Annotated in this window: 16 protein-coding genes; 14 read left to right on the top strand and 2 right to left on the bottom strand. The window is 63.7% G+C overall.

What is annotated here, in order from left to right; translation table 11 throughout:
• The first annotated feature begins 70 nt into the window (after window positions 1–70).
• From ACK4FJ_RS05115 to ACK4FJ_RS05065, 11 genes are all read left to right on the top strand, one after another.
• Window positions 71–1705, top strand: a complete 1635-nt coding sequence (locus ACK4FJ_RS05115; RefSeq protein ID WP_409764750.1) for an ABC transporter substrate-binding protein — start codon at window positions 71–73, stop codon at window positions 1703–1705.
• 65 nt (window positions 1706–1770) lie between these two features.
• On the top strand, window positions 1771–2808 hold the full coding sequence (locus tag ACK4FJ_RS05110) for an ABC transporter ATP-binding protein (protein WP_409764749.1): 1038 nt from the start codon (window positions 1771–1773) through the stop codon (window positions 2806–2808).
• The gene (locus tag ACK4FJ_RS05105; RefSeq protein ID WP_409764748.1) at window positions 2805–3824 is read left to right on the top strand and encodes an ABC transporter ATP-binding protein; all 1020 of its coding nucleotides are present in this window, start codon (window positions 2805–2807) and stop codon (window positions 3822–3824) included. Before ACK4FJ_RS05110 ends, ACK4FJ_RS05105 begins: the two co-directional genes overlap by 4 nt.
• 17 nt (window positions 3825–3841) lie before the next feature.
• Entirely contained in the window at window positions 3842–4771 is a 930-nt protein-coding gene (locus ACK4FJ_RS05100) for an ABC transporter permease (RefSeq protein ID WP_409764747.1), read from the top strand.
• Window positions 4772–4786: 15 nt separating this feature from the next.
• A complete protein-coding gene (locus ACK4FJ_RS05095) occupies window positions 4787–5686 on the top strand; it encodes an ABC transporter permease (protein WP_409764746.1) in 900 nt (299 codons plus the stop codon).
• A 22-nt stretch (window positions 5687–5708) separates the two neighbouring features.
• Window positions 5709–7244, top strand: coding sequence for an alkaline phosphatase family protein (locus ACK4FJ_RS05090; protein ID WP_409764745.1), 1536 nt, complete (start codon window positions 5709–5711; stop codon window positions 7242–7244).
• 101 nt (window positions 7245–7345) lie between these two features.
• Complete coding sequence (locus ACK4FJ_RS05085; RefSeq protein WP_409764744.1) at window positions 7346–8557, top strand: multidrug effflux MFS transporter; 1212 nt, start codon at window positions 7346–7348, stop codon at window positions 8555–8557.
• Window positions 8558–8764: 207 nt separating this feature from the next.
• Window positions 8765–9067, top strand: a complete 303-nt coding sequence (locus ACK4FJ_RS05080; RefSeq protein ID WP_374303109.1) for an HU family DNA-binding protein — start codon at window positions 8765–8767, stop codon at window positions 9065–9067.
• Window positions 9068–9274: 207 nt separating this feature from the next.
• Window positions 9275–10168, top strand: coding sequence for a UDP-2,3-diacylglucosamine diphosphatase (locus ACK4FJ_RS05075; RefSeq protein WP_409764743.1), 894 nt, complete (start codon window positions 9275–9277; stop codon window positions 10166–10168).
• A 134-nt stretch (window positions 10169–10302) separates the two neighbouring features.
• A complete protein-coding gene (locus tag ACK4FJ_RS05070; RefSeq protein ID WP_409764742.1) occupies window positions 10303–10716 on the top strand; it encodes an FKBP-type peptidyl-prolyl cis-trans isomerase in 414 nt (137 codons plus the stop codon).
• An 83-nt stretch (window positions 10717–10799) separates the two neighbouring features.
• The gene (locus ACK4FJ_RS05065) at window positions 10800–11237 is read left to right on the top strand and encodes an FKBP-type peptidyl-prolyl cis-trans isomerase (RefSeq protein WP_409764741.1); all 438 of its coding nucleotides are present in this window, start codon (window positions 10800–10802) and stop codon (window positions 11235–11237) included.
• Here the strand turns inward: ACK4FJ_RS05065 and ACK4FJ_RS05060 are convergent.
• Window positions 11230–11793, bottom strand: coding sequence for a nucleotidyltransferase family protein (locus tag ACK4FJ_RS05060; RefSeq protein ID WP_409764740.1), 564 nt, complete (start codon window positions 11791–11793; stop codon window positions 11230–11232). The genes ACK4FJ_RS05065 and ACK4FJ_RS05060 overlap by 8 nt on opposite strands.
• 110 nt (window positions 11794–11903) lie before the next feature.
• On the opposite strand from ACK4FJ_RS05060, the gene ACK4FJ_RS05055 reads away from it, so the two are divergent.
• A complete protein-coding gene (locus ACK4FJ_RS05055; protein WP_409764739.1) occupies window positions 11904–12605 on the top strand; it encodes a hypothetical protein in 702 nt (233 codons plus the stop codon).
• 53 nt (window positions 12606–12658) lie between these two features.
• Here the strand turns inward: ACK4FJ_RS05055 and acnA are convergent, their stop codons facing one another.
• On the bottom strand, window positions 12659–15355 hold the full coding sequence (gene acnA / locus ACK4FJ_RS05050) for an aconitate hydratase AcnA (protein ID WP_409764877.1): 2697 nt from the start codon (window positions 15353–15355) through the stop codon (window positions 12659–12661).
• A gap of 558 nt (window positions 15356–15913) precedes the next feature.
• Here acnA and ACK4FJ_RS05045 point away from each other — a divergent pair.
• Complete coding sequence (locus ACK4FJ_RS05045; protein ID WP_409764738.1) at window positions 15914–17893, top strand: AMP-binding protein; 1980 nt, start codon at window positions 15914–15916, stop codon at window positions 17891–17893.
• A 6-nt stretch (window positions 17894–17899) separates the two neighbouring features.
• The gene (locus tag ACK4FJ_RS05040) at window positions 17900–18688 is read left to right on the top strand and encodes an ABC transporter ATP-binding protein (protein ID WP_409764737.1); all 789 of its coding nucleotides are present in this window, start codon (window positions 17900–17902) and stop codon (window positions 18686–18688) included.
• The last annotated feature ends 11 nt before the right edge of the window (window positions 18689–18699 follow it).

The raw sequence follows: 18699 nt of genomic DNA, 5'->3' as shown, positions 1-18699 counted from the left end.
TCACCGCAGCGTCATTTGCGCTGCCTAGCGTCCCCCTCCATTGCGCTGCCCACTGCATCGGAGGGGAATCATGCAGCTTCATCGTCGTAACTTCCTGATCGGCACCGGCATCGCCGCCGGCAGCCTGGCGCTGCCGCGCTTCGCCATCGCGCAGGCGGACAACCGCCCCAGCATCACCATCGCGGTGCAGCAGATTTCCAACAGCGCCTCGCTGGAGCCGCTGCGCGAGCAGTCCAATGTCGGCGAACGCACCTTCTCCTTCATCTATGAAGGCCTGATCCGCCGCGACCTGCTCAAGGGTATGGAGCCGATCCCGGGCCTGGCCGAAAGCTGGAACCGCATCAACGACCGCACCGTCGAGCTGAAGCTGCGCCAGGGCGTGAAGTTCCACAACGGCGACGAGGTCACCGCCGACGACGTGGTTTACACCTTCAGCCGCGAACGCATGTTCGGCCCCGATTACGATATCGGCAGCAGCAAGACCCTGTTCGCCAACGTGCTGATCCGCGACAGCGTCGAGGGCAAGGCCCTGCCGCCGGAAGTGATGGCGGTGGCCAAGCGCGCCTGGCCGGCGCTGGAGAAGGTGGAGGCGGTGGACAAATACACCGTGCGCTTCGTCAACCGCACGCCGGACGTGACCATGGAAGGCCGCATCGCCCGCTATGGCAGCGAGATCATCTCGCGCCGCGCCTTCGAGGAAGCCAAGACCTGGCTGGAATGGGCGCGCAAGCCGGTCTCCACCGGCCCCTACAAGGTGCGCGACTTCAAGCCCGACCAGGAACTGGTGCTGGATGCCCATGACGAATATTGGGGCGGCCGCCCACCGGTGAAGAGCGTGCGCCTGGTGGTGGTGCCGGAAGTGGCCACCCGCATCAACGGCCTGTTCTCGGGCCAGTTCGACTATATCTGCGACATGCCGCCCGACCAGATTCCGGGCATCGAGAAGAACGCGAAGTTCGAGGTGCAGGGCGGCCTGATCGCCAACCATCGCCTGATCGTGTTCGACAAGCATTATCCGTCCCTGAAGGATCCGCGCGTGCGTCAGGCGATGACCCACGCCATCGACCGTCAGGCCATCGTCGACAGCCTGTGGGCGGGCCGCACCCGTATCCCGGCCGGCCTGCAGTGGGAATTCTACGGCCCGATGTTCGTCGAGGGCTGGAGCGTGCCGGAATTCAACCCGCAGAAGGCCAAGGACCTGATCAAGGCCGCCGGCTACAAGGGCGATCCGATCCCCTTCCGCGTGCTGAACAACTACTACACCAACCAGGTGGCGACAGCGCAGGTGATGCTGGAGATGTGGCGCCAGGTCGGCCTGAACGTGCAGATCGAGATGAAAGAGAACTGGCAGCAGATCTTCGAGAATAACGGCAAACGCGCCGTGCGCGACTGGTCGAACAGCGCGCCATTCACCGATCCGATCTCCTCCATCGTCAACCAGCATGGCCCGCAGGGCCAGCAGCAGCAGGCCCAGGAATGGGAGAATGACGAGATGAACCGTCTCTCCATCGCCATGGAAACCGAAAGCGACATGGTCAAGCGCAAGGCGATGTTCAAGCGCATGCTGGAAATCTGCGAACGCGAAGACCCAGCCTACACGGTGCTGCACCAGAACGCCACCTTCACGGCCAAGCGCAAGGACATCCAGTGGAAGTCGGCGCCGGCTTTCGCGATGGACTTCCGCAACTATAACTTCAAGCTCTGATGCCCATGGCGGCGGGATAACACCCGCCGCCTTCTTTTCCTCAACACGGAAGAAGGCATCCGGCGATGGACAAGCTTGTTGAAATCCGCGGCCTGACGGTCGATTTCGCCCAGGGCGGCCGCAGCATCCGTGCCCTGCATGGCATCGATCTCGATGTCGGCGCCGGCGAGGCGGTCGGCCTGGTCGGCGAGTCGGGCTCGGGCAAAAGCGTTACCTGGCTGGCGGCCCTGGGCCTGCTGCCCGGCACGGCCAGCATCAGGGGCAGCGTCATGCTGGATGGCCGCCAGATGGTGGGCGCGCCGCGGTCCATGCTGGAAACCCTGCGCGGCCGGCGTGTCGCCATGATCTTCCAGGACCCGTCTTCCAGCCTCAATCCGGTCCTGCGCATCGGCCGCCAGATCGGCGAGGCGCTCGGCCTGCATCGCGGCCTGAAGGGCGCCGCCGCCGAGGCCGAGGCGAAACGACTGCTGGATCGTGTCGGCATCGCCAATGGCGCGCGGCGCCTGCGCGATTATCCGCATGAACTCTCCGGCGGTATGAACCAGCGCGTGATGATCGCCATGGCGCTGGCCGGCGAACCCGATCTGCTGATCGCCGACGAGCCGACCACGGCCCTGGATGCCACCGTACAGGCCCAGATCCTGCGTCTGCTGCAGGACATCCGGCGCGACAGCGGCATGGCCATGGTGCTGATCAGCCACGACCTGGGCGTGGTGGCCGAGAATGTCGACCGCGTCTGCGTCATGTATGCCGGCCGTCTGGTCGAGGAGGCAGCCTCCGACACATTGTTCGACCGGCCGCGCCATCCCTATACGCGCGGGCTGCTGGCTGCCCTGCCGGCGCTGGACGGACCACGCACCCGGCTGGTCTCCATCCCGGGCAGCGTGCCCGAGCCATGGAACCTGCCCAAAGGCTGTGCCTTCGCGCCGCGCTGCGGCGAAGCGGACGAAACTTGCCATGGCAGCGCGCCGCCGCTGGTGCCGGTGAACGAGACCGAACGCGTGCTGTGTTTCCGCACGCGCTATTTCCCGGCGGCGCCGGTCCGGCAACCCGAACCGGCGACCACAATGCCGCAGGGCGCCAGCCGGGAGGCTGTACTGTGACGTCTTCCTCTTTTTCTGCGCCCTTGCTTGAGGCGCGCAGCCTCACGCGGCATTTCAGCGTGCGGCAGGGTTCCTGGCCGGCAAGCCACAAGGCACTGCTGCGCGCCGTCGATGGCGTTTCGCTCAGCGTCGGCAAGGGCAGGACACTCGGCCTGGTCGGCGAATCCGGCTGCGGCAAGTCCACCACCGGACGGTTGCTGCTCGGCCTGCTCGATCCCACGGCGGGAGAAGTGCTGTTCGAGGGCCAGCCGCTGGCCAAGGCCGGCAGCGCGGACTGGCGGCGCCAGCGCCAGCTGATGCAGATGGTCTATCAGGATCCGCTCGGTGCGCTCGACCGCCGCCTGAAGGTGGCCGAACAGATCGGCGAGGCGCTGGACATCCATCACCCCGAATTTTCCCGCGGCATCCACCGGGATCGTGTCGCCGCCGCCATCGAGTCCGTAGGGCTGCAGGCGCATCATGCCGACCGTTATCCGCATGAGCTGTCTGGCGGCCAGCGCCAGCGCGTGGTGCTGGCGCGTGCCCTGATCCTGCAGCCCAGGCTGCTGGTCTGCGACGAACCGATCTCGGCGCTGGATGTCTCGATCCAGGCCCAGGTGGTGAACCTGCTGCTCGACCTGCAGCACAGCCTCGGCCTGACCTATGTCTTCATCAGCCACGACCTGAAAGTGGTGCGCCAGATCAGCCACGAGGTGGCCGTGATGTATCTCGGCCGCATCGTCGAATATGGCGAGGCCGAAAGCCTGTTCCACGCGCCGCAGCATCCCTATACCCAGGCCCTGCTGGCGGCGATCCCCAGCGTGCAGCAGCGCGGCATCGCACGGCCGGCGCCGTTGCAGGGCGATCCGCCCGATCCGGTCGCGCCGCCTTCGGGCTGCGCCTTCCGCACCCGCTGCCCGCGTGCGGCGCAGATCTGCGCCGAAGCCATGCCGGCCCTGCGCGAGACGGCCGGCGGCCGCAAGGTTGCCTGTCATTTCGTCGAGCCGGATGCAGTCGCCGGTCTGGCGGCGGCCTGACGTGAAGAGGTCCTGAGATGTTTGGTTTCGTTGCTTCCCGCGTCGCCCGGGCCGCGCTCACCATCGGTTTCGTCGTCACCTTCGCTTTCGTGGTGCTGCGGCTGTCGGGCGATCCGGCGATGCTGATCATGTCGGTCGACGCGCCGCCCGAGGCCATCGAGGCCTTTCGCAAGGCCTGGGGGCTGGACCGCCCGATCTGGGAGCAATACATCGCCTATGCCGCAAAGGCGCTCAGCGGCGATTTCGGCAATTCCATGCGCGACGGGCGCCCAGCCATCGAACTGGTGCTGGAGCGTGTGCCGATGACGCTGGCCATCACCATTCCGGCCTTCCTGATCAAGATCGGCCTGGGCATTCCGGCCGGTATCTTTGCCGCCCTGCATCGCAACTCGGTGCTCGACCGCTTGACCATGACCGTGTCGGTGGCGGGTTTCACCGTGCCCAGCTTCGTGCTGGCTTTGCTGCTGGTGCTGGTCTTTTCGGTGCAGCTCGGCTGGCTGCCCTCCAGCGGCAGCGAAAGCTGGCAGCATGCCATCCTGCCGATCATCACGCTGGGGGTGGCCGGTGCCGCCGTGCTGGCGCGCTTCACCCGTTCGGCCATGCTGGAAGTGCTGGGCCAGCCCTATATCCGCACGGCCTCGGCCAAGGGCGTGCCCTGGCGCCGCGTGGTGTCTGGCCATGCGCTGCCCAACGCGGCGATCCCCACCGTCACCATCGTCGGCTTCATGATCGGCAGCCTGATCGCCGGTGCCGTGGTGGTGGAAAGCGTTTTCGCCTGGCCCGGCGTGGGCCGCCTGCTGGTCGCGTCGGTGGCCAACCGCGACCTTGCCGTGGTGCAGGCCATCCTGCTGGCCATCGCCATCTCGATGGTGGCGGCCAACCTGGCGGTCGACATCGCCTATGGCTGGCTGGATCCCCGTCTGCGGCGCGGCCGCGCCCATGCGTAAGGAGCGCGCCAAACCATGACCGATCTTGCCACCGATCTGCCTGTTACCGCCAAGTCCGCCCCGAAGCAGGCGGCAAAGCTGCGCCGTTTCTTCGCCGCCTGGCCGCCGGCGATGCTGCTGGCCCTGGGCTGGGTTCTGCTGATGCTGGTGGTGGCGCTGGGGGCCGACATCCTCACGCCCTACAGCTTCACGGCTTTCGATCTCAAGGCCCGCCTGCAGACGCCCGTCGGCATGGGCGGGTCCTGGGCCCATGCGCTGGGCACCGACGAACTGGGCCGCGACGTGCTGTCGCGCCTGATCATGTCGATCCGCATGAGCCTGCTGATCGCTTTTTTCGGCACGCTGATCGCCGCCACCATGGGCACCACGCTGGGTATTCTGGCGGCCCATCTGCGCGGCCGGTTCGAGGCACTGGTGCTGGTGCTGATCGATTTCCAGGCCAGCATGCCCTTCATGATCATCGCCCTGGCCGTGCTGGCCTTCTTCGGCAACGACATCACGCTGTTCGTCGTGCTGATGGGTTTCCACAGCTGGGAACGCTACGCCCGCATCGCCCGCGGCCTGACGCTCTCGGCCAACGAGCAGGGCTATGCTGGGGCCGTGCGCAACCTCGGCGCCGGCAGCTGGCGCATCTATGGCCGCCATGTGCTGCCCAACATCGCCTCCACCCTGATCGTGTCGATGACGCTGACCTTCCCCGAGATCATCCTGCTGGAAAGCGGGTTGTCCTTCCTGGGGCTGGGCGTGCAGCCGCCGCTCACCTCCCTGGGCAACATGGTCGGCTACGGCCGCGAATACATCACCCGCGCCCCCTGGATCATGCTGGCGCCCAGCGCCGTGATCGTGCTCACCACGCTGTCCATCAGCATGCTGGGCGATTGGCTGCGCGACCGCCTCGATCCAACACTCCGTTAGTCAAGCAAGAGAAAACCACGACATGTCCGACAAGGCCCGCAAGAACATCCTGCTTATCGTCGTCGACCAGTGGCGCGGCGACATGTTTTCCTATCTCGGCACGCCCGGCCTGAAGACGCCGAATATCGACATGCTGTGCCGCGAGGGCGTCACCTTCCGCAACCATTTCACCACCGCAGCGCCCTGCGGCCCGGCGCGTGCCTCACTGCTGACCGGTCTCTACCAGATGACCCACCGCGCGGTGCAGAACACCATTCCGCTCGACTCGCGCTTCACCAACCTGGGGCATGAGCTGCGCAAAAGCGGCTACGATCCCGCCCTGATCGGCTACACGACCACAACGCCGGATCCGCGCACCACCGGCCCGAACGATCCGCGCTTCTTCGTGCTGGGCGACATCATGGATGGGTTCCGTCCCGTCGGCGCCTTCGAGCCCTACAAGGAGGCCTATTTCGCCTGGATGGCCTCGAAAGGCTACACGCTGCCGGAAAATCCCGAGGATGTCTGGCGCCCGCGCGCCGGCGCGCCCGGCGCCACGCGCGAGCCGGGCCAGTTGCCAAAGGAGCTGTCCGATACGGCCTGGTTCACCGAACGCGCGCTGACCTATCTGAATGGTGCCAGCAACCGCAACTGGTTCCTGCATCTGGGCTATTACCGACCGCACCCGCCCTATATCGCGCCGGAGCCTTACAACAGCATGTACGACCCGGCGGACATGCCGGCGCCGGTCCGCCATGAATCGGTGGAAGAGGCGGCGGCGATGCATCCGCTGCACAAATTCTATATCGACACCGTCAACCAGCGCGGCTTCTTCCAGGGCGCCGACAAGCTGGGCTCGGCGATGACCGAGGAGGAAGTGCGTGTCATGCGCGCGACCTACTTTGGCCTGATGACCGAAATCGACGACCATCTCGGACGTGTCTTCCAGTTCCTGAAGGACAGCGGCCAGTGGGACGATACGCTGATCATTTTTACCTGCGACCACGGCGAGCAGCTCGGCGACCATTACCTGCTCGGCAAACTGGCCTATTTCGACGGCAGCTTCCGCATCCCGATGGTGATCCGCAACCCCGACCGCGCCGCCGAAGCCACCCGCGGCCAGATCGTCGACCGCTATACCGAGACGGTGGACACGATGCCCACCATCCTGGAATGGATTGGCGCCGATATCCCGCGCCAGTGCGACGGCCGCTCGCTGCTGGATTTCACCTACGGCGCCGTGCCGGCGAACTGGCGCACCGAAGTGCATTACGAATTCGACTTCCGCGACATCTTCTATTCCAAGCCGGAAGGCGTGCTGGGCACGGCGATGGACCAGAGCTCGCTGGCCGTGGTGCAGGACGACGACTACAAATACGTCCACTGCGCCGCCTTGCCGCCGCTGTTCTTCGACCTGAAGAAAGATCCGGGGCAGCTGAAGAATGTCGCCACTGATGCGGCTTACATGCCGAAGATGCTGGAATATGCCCAGAAGATGCTGAACTGGCGGCTGGCCCATGCCGACAAGACGCTGACCGGCTACCGCGCCAGCCCGCACGGACTGGAAATCCGGCGGTGACCATCTGGCGGGTTGGTCCGTAACCGGATTAGCGCTATAGGATTGGGCGTCTCGCCAATCCTGTAGCGCCGGCTGCATCCGCCGGTGCAGCCTGCCATCCGGTGTCCGCCCTGTCCGAGCCCCGTACCCGTCGCCTGCCATCCGTCGTGATCCTGGTCGCCATGTCGGCGATCGGCCCGATGGCGCTCAACATCTTCATGCCCTCGATGCCGGGTCTGGCCCGGCATTTCCAGGTCGATTACGGCCTGGTGCAATTGACCCTGACGGTCTACCTGATCGGCCTCAGCGTGGCGCAGCTGGTTTATGGCCCCTTGAGCGACCGCTACGGTCGCCGCCCGGTGCTGCTCTGGGGCCTGGCAATCTTCTGCCTGGGCAGCCTGGCTTGCACGCTGGCGCCCTCGATCGAATTTCTGATGGTTGGTCGCGGCCTGCAGGCGATCGGCGGCTGCGCCGGCCTGGTGCTGGGACGCGCCATCATCCGCGACCTCTACGACCGCGACCGCTCGGCCGCTATGATCGGTTACGTCACTATGGCGATGTCGCTGGCCCCGATGTTTTCCCCCGCGCTGGGCGGCTATCTCGACACCCTGCTGGGCTGGCGCGCCAGCTTCGCCTTCTGCGTCCTGGCAGGTGCCATTGTACTTGCCGCAGTGCTGCTGACCCTGCCGGAAACCCTCGCCGAACCTGGGCTTGGCGAGGGAATCGGCCCGATGCTGCGCAGCTATGCCAGCCTGCTGCGCTCACCCGCCTTTTGCGGCTATGCCCTGCAGACAGCCTTTACCTCGGGAGTGTTCTTCGCCTTCATCGCCGGTGCCCCCTTCGTGGTGGTGACGGTGATGGGGTTGCCGCCTTCGGCCTATGGCCTGTGGTTCATCGTGGTATCGCTAGGCTATCTCACTGGCAATTTCTGCACTGGTCGCTTTGCGGTCAGGCTGGGGGTGGATCGCATGATCGCCATTGGGGCGATCATCGGCTTGCTTGGTATCTTGGCATTGGCCACCACCGGTTGGCTCGGCCTGCTCACCCTGCCGGGCCTGTTCCTGCCCATGGCGGTGGTGGCGCTGTCCAACGGCCTGACCCTGCCGAACGGCACCGCCGGTGCGGTTTCGGTGAATCCCCGGGCGGCGGGTGCCGCTGCCGGTCTGTCGGGTGCCCTGCAGATGCTGGTCGGCGCCGGCGCGGCCGTGCTGGTTGGCTACGGCCAGGACCTCGACCCGAGCCAGTATCCGATGATCTGGACCATGCTGGGCAGCGGCTTGCTGGCCGTGCTGGCCTTTGCCGTGGCCGCGAAACTCCGCGCCGGGCGGGGCTGAAACCGTCTTCGGGGCCGGGGCAGGTGCGATAAACCCGCATGGTTTGCGGCTCCGATTCGACCCGGTTGTCGAAAAACCGCATGTCTAGCGGTTTTTTGCGCTTTCCCCGATGGGCAAGAGGCTGGCGCGGTGCTATGGAGGATTCGGGAACCAACTCCCGATTCGTTCATAACAACATCTGACGCATCTTTTCTGAGGAGAGAGACCATGGCTAAAGCGGCCGCCACCAAGACGGTTACTGTGACCGCGAAGCAGATCGCCACCGCGCTGGCCGAGAAGCACGAGCTTCAGAAGAAGGCCACTGCCGGTCTGTTCGAGGAATTCTTCGCTGCCGTGACCAAGTCGCTGAAGAAGGGCGAGCGCGTTCGCCTGGGCGACCTCGGCATCCTGCAGGTCCGCAAGCGTGCTGCCCGCATGGGCCGCAACCCGCAGACCGGCGAGCCGATCAAGATCAAGGCTTCCAAGAAGGTTGCCTTCCGCGCCTCCAAGGTGCTGAAGGAAGCGATCTGATACGTCCATCACGGACGCAATCGATCCAGGGCCTGCCTCGCGGCAGGCCCTTTTTCTTTGCCGCAGTTCCTGATTGCCAGTGTCATCGTTCCGTCATCCGGGTCATGGAAAATTCACGGGACAACGGGCAGGCCCGGATTCATCTTCCCGGCCAAGGATTTGCCGCCGGGGTGATTCGCATCGCACGCCGGCAACAGCAGGTGACCGATGAACGTGGCTTTCCGTCCTGCCCGCTACCGAACCATATGGATATCCGACATCCATCTGGGCACGCGCGGCTGCAAGGCCGACCTGCTGCTGGAATTCCTCAAATATACCGAAGCCGACACGATCTACCTGGTGGGCGATATCGTCGATGGCTGGCGGCTGAAACGCTCGTGGTACTGGAACCAGAGCCAGAACGACGTGGTGCAGAAACTGCTGCGCAAGGCGCGCAAGGGCGCCAATGTGATCTACGTGCCCGGCAACCATGACGAGGCGCTGCGCGACTTCATCGAAGACAACGGCCTGCAGTTCGGCGGCATCACCGTGCAGATGGAGGCGATCCACCAGACCGCCGACGGCCGCCGGTTCCTGGTCACCCATGGCGATCATTTCGATGGCATCGTCACCTGCGCCAAATGGCTGGCGCTGCTGGGCGATGCCGCTTACGGCTTCGCCCTGAGCCTGAACACCGGGTTCAATCACCTGCGCCGCCGCATGGGCCTGCCCTACTGGTCGCTGTCGGCCTATCTGAAGCACAAGGTGAAGAACGCGGTCGAGTTCATCTCCGACTACGAGCGGGCGATTGCCGAGGAAGCCCGGCGGCGCCATGTCGACGGCGTGGTCTGCGGCCATATCCATCATGCCGAGATCCGCGAAATCGACGGTATCCTCTATTGCAACGACGGCGACTGGGTGGAGAGCTGTACGGCGCTGGTCGAGCATGCCGATGGCCGGCTGGAAATCCTGCGCTGGGCCGAACTGCGCGAGAATCTCGGTTCCTTCCTGCTGGCCGGCGAGGGGGCGCTGCTGGCCGATGATGCGGCCGGGGTGGCGGAGGAAGATGCCCTCCCGCTGCCGCAGGGCCGCCCGGCACCGCTCCCCGAACCGGTCGGCTGACACCCCGCTGCCGCAGCCTGCGCACCCGCTGGCCGGGTAACGATCCGATTCGGGTGCCGATTCGCCCACCGGTCGGCCCTGGAGGGCGTGTGACAACTCTGGGCAGCGGCGCGTTTGCTTGGTATTGTCCCCTCATGGGCGTGTTGTCTTCGATACTCGGTGCCATCGGCATCGGCGGCAAACAGGAAGCCGTGAACCTGCGTCAGACCCCGTCTGGCATGCGGTCGGGGGATATCGTGGCCGGCACCGGCGACAAGGCCGAGCCGGGCAAGATGGTCACCGTGCATTACGCCGGCTGGATCTGGGAAAACAACAAGCCGACGCGGATGTTCGACAGCTCCTACAAGCGGGGCCAGCCCTTCGAGTTCCAGCTCGGTCAGGGCAAGGTCATCAAGGGCTGGGACGAAGGCGTCGCCTATATGAAAGTCGGCGGCAAGCGTGCGTTGCTGATCCCGCCTTATCTGGCCTATGGCGCCCGCGGCAACGGCCGCATCATCCCGCCCAACGCCACGCTATTCTTCGAAATCGAACTGGTCGGCGTCCGCTGAACGGATGCCGTGCCGGCCATGCTCCCGCCGCATTCCGGCGGCAGGGTTGCCGCGTTTCCAATCTTCATCCGGAGTCTTTCGCAATGTTGCTGTCCCGCCGCGTTTTTGCCGCCGCCGTCATTCTCGGCCTCTCTGCCGCCACCCTGCCGTTTGCCGCCCAGGCCCAGGAGCAGGTCACGGCATCGGGCCTGCGTTACACCGAGGTCAAGGCCGGCAATGGCGAAACCGCCCGTCGTGGCCAGACCGCCGTGGTGCATTACACCGGCTGGCTGATGGAGGGTGGCAAGAAGGGCCGCAAATTCGATTCCTCGCGCGACCGCGGCCAGCCCTTCGCCTTTCCGCTTGGCGCCGGCCGGGTGATCAAGGGCTGGGACGAAGGCGTGGCCGGCATGAAGACGGGCGGCCAGCGCACGCTCGTGATCCCGCCGCAGCTTGGTTATGGCGCGGCTGGCGCCGGCGGCGGCGTGATCCCGCCCAATGCCACGCTGATCTTCGATGTCGAGCTGATCGAGCTCAGGTAAGGCCTTCCACCACCACTTTCGGCCAGCGTGACGGCCAGGCCTTGGCCGTCACGCGCGCGCGGTATTCCGCTGGCTTCCGCTGGCCGCTCGGCGTCGGCCGCACCCGGCCGGCCAGCAGGTCGGCCACGCCATGGGGCGCCAGCAGCCGCAATGCGCCGTCGTCTTCCATGGTGATGGCCACGGCGGTTGGCGTTTCCAGCCAGTGGCCGATGGCATCCGTCGTATTCCGATACGGCTCGTCGCCGTTCTTCAGGTGCATGCGGGCCATGTTGCGCACCGACCAGGCTTCGAGGATGCGGGCGGCGGCCAGTTCCGCCTCGGCCGCGCGTTCGGCGTCGCGGCCGGTATCGGCCGGATCGAAATAGACAACATCGATATCGTTGAGCGGCGTGCGCTGGGTGAATCCGCAGAGCCGGTCCCAGACCAGGCCGCGCACGAAGCCCGCGCCGATGGCCCAATCCGGCAGGCGCAGGCTGCGCACCAGCCAGAGGATGTCCATGGCCCAGGGATCGGCGGCGATGATGTCGATGACAGTCTGATGATCGGGCGGCAGCATAAAACTTAGAATGGCTGATTGAACTGGCTTTTTAACATTCTGGTTACAATAATCTTGTGTGAGAATTAATTTTATAAACAAATTATTTGAAGGACGATAATGAGGGGAAAATGGATAAGACAACTAAACGCCTACGGCTAAATGGGGCATACGTTTTTGATGAAGATTTTTTTGAACGTATCCATAGGCTTTTGCATGAATATGTGGATTCCATTTCAATAAAAGTCGGATTGTCAGATGGCAGTGAAATCAGTAGCAAAGATTTTGAAGTTTTAAAAAGAATCGAAAATACAAAAGCCCGCCGGATTGAATCTATAAAGTTCAGCAGTGGCTACAACGATTCTATCGACATCACAGTAGATATACTTTCAAGTTTATTGGGAGATATAGAAATTAGAGTCAGTGGTTCTGACGCGGATTGTCTGCGATTTTGCGATAAAGCTAGTCAAATATTTCTTACGGCGAAGCAATGGTATTCTTTAATATCTAAACCGCCGTTCATGTTGCCTTATATTTTATCCGGGCTTGGCAGCGGGACTTTCCTCGGAGTGGTATTTCGCGAAACAAGCTTCGTATTGCCTTTTGGTGTAACAAAAGGGCAATTGGTGGCCGCTTCATCTGTATTAGCTCTGCTGCCAATGCTTCATTATTGGGCAAGGCAATATCTTTTCCCTACGGTGATTTTTGCAATAGGGGATGGAAAAAGATTCTTAAGGGGTGCGGAGAAGCTTCGCGGCATATTATTTGGGGCAATATTGTTGGCCATTGTTGGAAATGTTGCGGCGTCTTACATTTATGATCATCTAAAATAAAAAACGGCCGGGTTGCCCCGGCCGTTTTCGTGTCTGCGGTATGACGGTTTCGCTTACGCCGCCTTGGCCAGGTTGCGCAGCACGTAATGCAGGATGCCGCCGTTCTTGTAGTAGTCGATCTCGTCCAGCGTATCGATGCGGCACAGCACCTCCACGGTCTGAGTCGTGCCGTCGGCGCGGGTGATGGTCACCGGCGTCTTCATGCGCGGCTTCAGGCCGGTGGCGATGCCCGAGATGTCGAACTTCTCCGAGCCGTCCAGCTTCAGGTCGAAGCGGGTCATGCCGTTCAGGAACTGCAGCGGCAGGATGCCCATGCCGACCAGGTTCGAACGATGGATGCGCTCGTAGCTCTCGGCAATCACGGCCTTCACACCCAGCAGGATGGTGCCCTTGGCCGCCCAGTCGCGCGAGGAACCGTTGCCGTATTCCTTGCCGGCCACGATCACCAGCGGGGTGCTGCTGGCCTTGTACTTCATCGCAGCGTCATAGATCGACATCACCTCGCCGTCGGGCATGTGCTTGGTGATGCCGCCTTCGGTGCCCGGCACCATCTCGTTCTTGAGACGGATATTGGCGAAGGTGCCGCGCATCATCACCTCGTGGTTGCCGCGACGGGCACCATAGGAGTTGAAGTCGGCGTAAGAGACGCCGTGGTCGGTCAGGTACTTGCCGGCCGGGCCATCCTTCTTGATCGAACCGGCGGGCGAGATGTGGTCGGTGGTGATCTTGTCGCCCAGGATCGCCAGCACGCGCGCGCCCTTCACATCGGTGATCGGCGCGGGTGTGGTGCTCATGCCCTCGAAATACGGGGGGTGCTGCACGTAGGTCGACTTCTTGTCCCAGCCGTAGGTCTGGCCGGTGCCGACCTTGATCTTGCGCCACAGCGGATCGCCCTTGAACACGTCGGCATAGCGCTTCTTGAACATCGCCGGCGTCACGTACTTGCGCACGGTGGCCGCGATCTCCTTGTTGGAGGGCCAAATGTCCTTCAGGTAAACCGGCTTGCCCTTGGCGTCATGGCCCAGCGGCTGGGTCACCACGTCGATGCCCAGGTTGCCGGCCAGCGCATAGGCCACCACCAGCATCGGCGAGGCGAGGTAGTTCGCCTTGGTCAGCGGATGGACGCGGCCCTCGAAGTTGCGGTTGCCCGAAAGCACCGCGCCGACGACGAAGTCGTTGTCGGTGATCGCCTTCGAGATGTTGTCGGGCAGCGGGCCCGAATTGCCGATGCAGGTGGTGCAACCATAACCCACCACCTGGAAGCCCAGGGCGTCCAGCGACTTCTGCAGGCCCGACTTGGCCAGATAGTCGCTCACCACCTGGCTGCCCGGTGCCAGCGATGTCTTCACCCACGGCTTGGTCTTCAGGCCCTTCTTCAGGGCGTTGCGGGCCAGCAGGCCGGCACCCAGCAGCACGCTCGGGTTCGAGGTGTTGGTGCACGAGGTGATGGCCGCGATCACCACGTCGCCATGGCCGAGGTCGAAATTCGACTTCTCCACCTTGGCGCGGAAGTCCAGCGCGGTTTTCTTGCCGTAGAAATTGCCCATCGCGTCCTTGAATTCGGTCGCAGCGCGGCTCAGCGGCACGCGGCCTTCCGGACGGGTCGGACCGGCCAGCGAGGGCTCGACGGTCGAGAGGTCGAGTTCCAGCGTGTCGGTGAAGACCGGCTCGGGTGCCTTCGGCGTACGCCACAGGCCTTGAGCCTTGGCATAGGCTTCCACCAGCTTGATACGCTGCGGGTCGCGGCCCGAAGCCTTCAGGTAGGCGATGGTCTCGGCATCGACCGGGAAGAAGCCGCAGGTGGCGCCGTATTCCGGGGCCATGTTGGCGATGGTGCAGCGGTCGGCCAGCGACAGCTCGTCCAGGCCGGGGCCATAGAATTCGACGAACTTGTTCACCACGCCCTTCTTGCGCAGCATCTGCGTCACCGTCAGCACAAGGTCGGTGGCGGTGGTGCCTTCCTTCGGCTTGCCATGCAGGCGGAAGCCGACGACTTCAGGCAGCAGCATGGAGATCGGCTGGCCCAGCATGGCGGCCTCGGCCTCGATGCCGCCCACGCCCCAGCCCAGCACGGCCAGGCCGTTCACCATGGTGGTATGGCTGTCGGTGCCGACCAGGGTGTCGGGATAGGCCACCTCGGTCTTGCCGTCCGTGCCGGTCCACACGGTCTGGGCCAGGTATTCGACGTTCACCTGGTGGCAGATGCCGGTGCCCGGCGGCACGACGCGGAAATTGTCGAACGCGGTCTGGCCCCAGCGCAGGAAGGCGTAACGCTCGCCGTTGCGCTCGTATTCCAGGTCGACATTCTTCTGGAAGGCCGACTTGTTGGCGGAGTAGTCCACCATCACCGAGTGGTCGATCACGAGGTCGACCGGCGAGAGCGGATTGATCTTCTTGGTGTCGCCGCCCAGCTTGGTCATGGCATCGCGCATGGCGGCGAGGTCGACCACGGCCGGCACGCCGGTGAAGTCCTGCATCAGCACGCGGGCCGGGCGATAGGCGATTTCGCGGTCCGACCGCTTGTCCTTCAGCCACTGGGCCACGGCCTTCAGGTCGTCGACGCTGACGCTGCGGCCGTCTTCGTAGCGCAGCAGGTTTTCCAGCAGCACCTTCAGCGAATAGGGCAGGCGGGACAGATCGCCCAGGCCGGCCTTTTCAGCGGCCTTGATGCTGTAATAGGCGTAGGTCTTGTTGCCGACTTTCAGGGTGCGGCGGGTTTTCAGGGTGTCCTGGCCCACCACGATGGGCACCGCACGGGCGGCGCCGGCTGCCTTGGCAACGGGGGCCTTCTTAACCGATTTCTTCACCGCCTTGGCGGCGGGCTTGCGGGCGGCAACCGCTTTCTTGGCGACCTTCTTCTTCGCGGCCTTCTTCGCCGCCTTGCGGGCGACGGCCTTCTTGGCGGCCTTCACGGTCCGGCGCGCGGATTTCGCGGCTTTCACGGCTTTTTTGGCGACCTTTTTAGCCTTGGCTTTCGCGGGGCTCTTGCGCGCCTTGGCGGCCTTGCGCTTGGTCTTCTTCGCGGCTTTCACGGGGCGATCCTTTCGTGACGGAACGTAAAGATGGGAAAGGCTGGTCGGGCGGGCCGTAAACCCGCGTCAGATTGCCGCAAATAGGTGCCGCAAAACCATGGGTTTGCCAAGCGCTTTCGGCTGGAGGAAAGTTCAACCGGGGTCGAAATTTAGGCAATGAGAAGCATGCTCAGAGCCGCCCGCCCCACCCCTTGACGGGTTACTGTCCGTACGCTTATCAACGAGGCAATAACGACGGTATGGCCATCGGTCGTGCTGCGTATGAGGAGGCGACATATGTCCGAGACATCGGCAATGCCTGACGGGCGCGACCCGTTGGGACGCGATACTATCCCGAAATTCATCGCCTATAACGCGCAGCATCGTCGCGACCGTCCGGCCATGCGCGAAAAGGACCTGGGAATCTGGCAGAGCTGGACCTGGGGCGAGGTGGCCGGCAAGGTGCGGCAGCTCGGCTGCGGCCTGGCCGCCATGGGCTTCCGGCGCGGCGACAAGCTGGCCATCATCGGCGACAACCGGCCTGAGCTGTACTGGACCCTCGCCGCCACCCAGGCGCTGGGCGGTATCCCGGTGCCGATCTATCAGGACAGCGTCGCTGACGAAGTGCAGTATGTCATCGACCATGCCGAGGCCCGTTTTGCCCTGGCCGAGAACCAGGAGCAGGTCGATAAACTGATCTCGATCAAGGATCGTCTGCCGAAACTGGAAATGATCATTTTCAGCGATCCGCGCGGCATGCGGCATTACGATCAGCCCTATCTGCGCGACCTGGAAAAGGTGATGGCCGATGGCGAAGCCTATGGCCGCGCCCATCCGAATTTCTTCGACGAGGAGATGGCCCGGGGCAAGGGCAGCGATATTTCGCTGATCTGCTATACCTCGGGCACCACCGGCCGCCCCAAGGGCGTCATGCTCAGCCACGACAACGTGGTGCGCTCGGCCCGGCTGGCGATCGATTTCGACACGATCAATGAAAACGACGAAATCCTGGCCTATCTGCCGATCGCCTGGGTGGGCGATAACTTTATTTCCTATGCCGAGGCTGCCATTGCCGGCTTCTGCGTGAATTGCCCGGAATCGGCCGATACCGTGCTGCAGGACCTGCGCGAAGTAGGGCCGACCTATTTCTTCGCCCCGCCGCGCATCTTCGAGAACCTGCTCACCACCGTGATGATCCGCATGGAGGATGCCAGCGCCATCAAGCGCGGCATGTTCCATTATTTCATCGGCGTGGCGAAGCGGGTGGGCCGCCGCATTTTGGAGCGCAAGTTCGTCTCGCTGACCGACCGGCTGCTCTATGCCCTGGGCGATCTGCTGGTTTATGGCCCACTCAAGAATGTGCTGGGCATGTCGCGCCTGCGGCTGGCCTACACCGCCGGCGAGGCGATCGGGCCGGATATCTTCGATTTCTTCCGTGCGCTCGGCATCAACCTGAAGCAGCTTTATGGTCAGACCGAATGCACGGTGTATCTGTGCATGCATACCGATACCGACGTGAATCCCGATACGGTCGGACCACCGGCGCCGGGCGTGGAGCTGAAGATCGATCCGACCAGCGGCGAGGTGCTGTATCGCAGCCCCGGCGTGTTCGTCGGCTATTACAAGAACGACGAGGCCACGGCCGAGACCAAGACGCCGGAGGGCTGGGTGCATACCGGCGATGCCGGCGTGTTCACCGATGCGGGCCACCTGCGCATCATCGACCGCGCCAAGGATGTCGGCCGGCTGACCGACGGTTCGCTGTTCGCGCCGAAATATGTCGAGAACAAGCTGAAATTCTTCCCGCATATCAAGGAGGCGGTGGCCTTCGGGGACAAGCGCGACTATGCCGCCGCCTTCATCAACATCGACCTTGCCGCGGTCGGTTCCTGGGCAGAACGCAACGGCATCGCCTATACCTCGTATTCCGATCTGGCCGGCCGCCCGGAAGTGTATGATCTGGTCAAGGGCTGCATCGAGAAGGTCAACCGCGACCTGTCGTCCGACAGCAGCATGGCGGCCAGCCAGATCAAGCGCTTCCTGATCCTGCACAAGGAACTGGACGCCGACGATGGCGAGCTGACCCGCACCCGCAAGGTACGGCGCCGCATAATCGCCGAACGGTACGGCGAACTGATCGAGGCATTGTATTCCGACCGCGATGCCATTGCGGTGGAGGCCAAGATCACCTTCGAGGACGGCCGCACCGGCACCTTCAAGGCCAACCTGAAGGTCGCCAATGCCGAAACCTACGCCACCATGCGCAAGGCGGGCTGAGGACACATGACCGCAGAGAAGAAAATCGGCCCGACCCTTCTGAAGGTCGATAACATCAGTCTGTCTTTTGGCGGCGTGAAGGCGCTAACCGATATCAGCTTCGAGATCCGCGAGCACGAGATCCTGGCGATCATCGGGCCGAACGGCGCCGGCAAGTCCTCGATGCTGAACTGCATCAACGGCTTCTATCACCCGCAGCAGGGCACCATCACCTTCCGCGGCCAGGCGCGCAAGCAGATGCGTCCGCACGAGGCGGCCAGCCAGGGCATCGCCCGCACCTTCCAGAACATCGCGCTGTTCAAGGGCATGTCGACGCTGGACAACATCATGACCGGCCGATTGCTCAAGATGAAGTCAGGGCTGCTGGCCTCGGCGATCTACAAGGGGCCAGCCGAGCGCGAGCAGATCGAACACCGCGAATATTGCGAGCGCATCATCGACTTCCTGGAAATCCAGGCGATCCGCAAGGTGCCGGTCGGGCGGCTGCCCTACGGCCTGCAGAAGCGCGTCGAACTGGCGCGCGCGCTGGCCGCCGAGCCCACCCTGCTGCTGCTGGACGAGCCGATGGCCGGCATGAACCTGGAGGAGAAGCAGGATATGTGCCGCTTCATCCTGGATGTGAATGACGAGTTCGGCACCACTATTTGCCTGATCGAACACGACATGGGCGTCGTGATGGACATTTCCGACCGGGTCGTGGTGCTGGATTACGGTCGCAAGATCGGCGACGGCGTGCCCGACGAAGTGAAGAACAATCAGGCGGTGATCGACGCCTATCTCGGCGTACAGCATTAAGGGGGCGGCGG

This window comes from Ferrovibrio sp., from assembly GCF_046297595.1.
Taxonomy (GTDB): domain Bacteria; phylum Pseudomonadota; class Alphaproteobacteria; order Ferrovibrionales; family Ferrovibrionaceae; genus Ferrovibrio.
The sequence above is the reverse complement of the archived record's forward strand: the minus strand, read 5'-3'. Positions and strand labels throughout refer to the sequence as shown.

Coding starts and splice junctions, on each gene's coding strand:
- ACK4FJ_RS05070 (WP_409764742.1), top strand. CDS start 10,303: ATGGGCGTGTTGTCTTCGATACTCGGTGCCATCGGCATCGGCGGCAAA.
- ACK4FJ_RS05080 (WP_374303109.1), top strand. CDS start 8,765: ATGGCTAAAGCGGCCGCCACCAAGACGGTTACTGTGACCGCGAAGCAG.
- ACK4FJ_RS05095 (WP_409764746.1), top strand. CDS start 4,787: ATGACCGATCTTGCCACCGATCTGCCTGTTACCGCCAAGTCCGCCCCG.
- ACK4FJ_RS05040 (WP_409764737.1), top strand. CDS start 17,900: ATGACCGCAGAGAAGAAAATCGGCCCGACCCTTCTGAAGGTCGATAAC.
- ACK4FJ_RS05055 (WP_409764739.1), top strand. CDS start 11,904: ATGGATAAGACAACTAAACGCCTACGGCTAAATGGGGCATACGTTTTT.
- ACK4FJ_RS05065 (WP_409764741.1), top strand. CDS start 10,800: ATGTTGCTGTCCCGCCGCGTTTTTGCCGCCGCCGTCATTCTCGGCCTC.
- ACK4FJ_RS05110 (WP_409764749.1), top strand. CDS start 1,771: ATGGACAAGCTTGTTGAAATCCGCGGCCTGACGGTCGATTTCGCCCAG.
- ACK4FJ_RS05045 (WP_409764738.1), top strand. CDS start 15,914: ATGTCCGAGACATCGGCAATGCCTGACGGGCGCGACCCGTTGGGACGC.
- ACK4FJ_RS05115 (WP_409764750.1), top strand. CDS start 71: ATGCAGCTTCATCGTCGTAACTTCCTGATCGGCACCGGCATCGCCGCC.
- ACK4FJ_RS05100 (WP_409764747.1), top strand. CDS start 3,842: ATGTTTGGTTTCGTTGCTTCCCGCGTCGCCCGGGCCGCGCTCACCATC.
- ACK4FJ_RS05090 (WP_409764745.1), top strand. CDS start 5,709: ATGTCCGACAAGGCCCGCAAGAACATCCTGCTTATCGTCGTCGACCAG.
- ACK4FJ_RS05060 (WP_409764740.1), bottom strand. CDS start 11,793: ATGCTGCCGCCCGATCATCAGACTGTCATCGACATCATCGCCGCCGAT.
- ACK4FJ_RS05075 (WP_409764743.1), top strand. CDS start 9,275: ATGAACGTGGCTTTCCGTCCTGCCCGCTACCGAACCATATGGATATCC.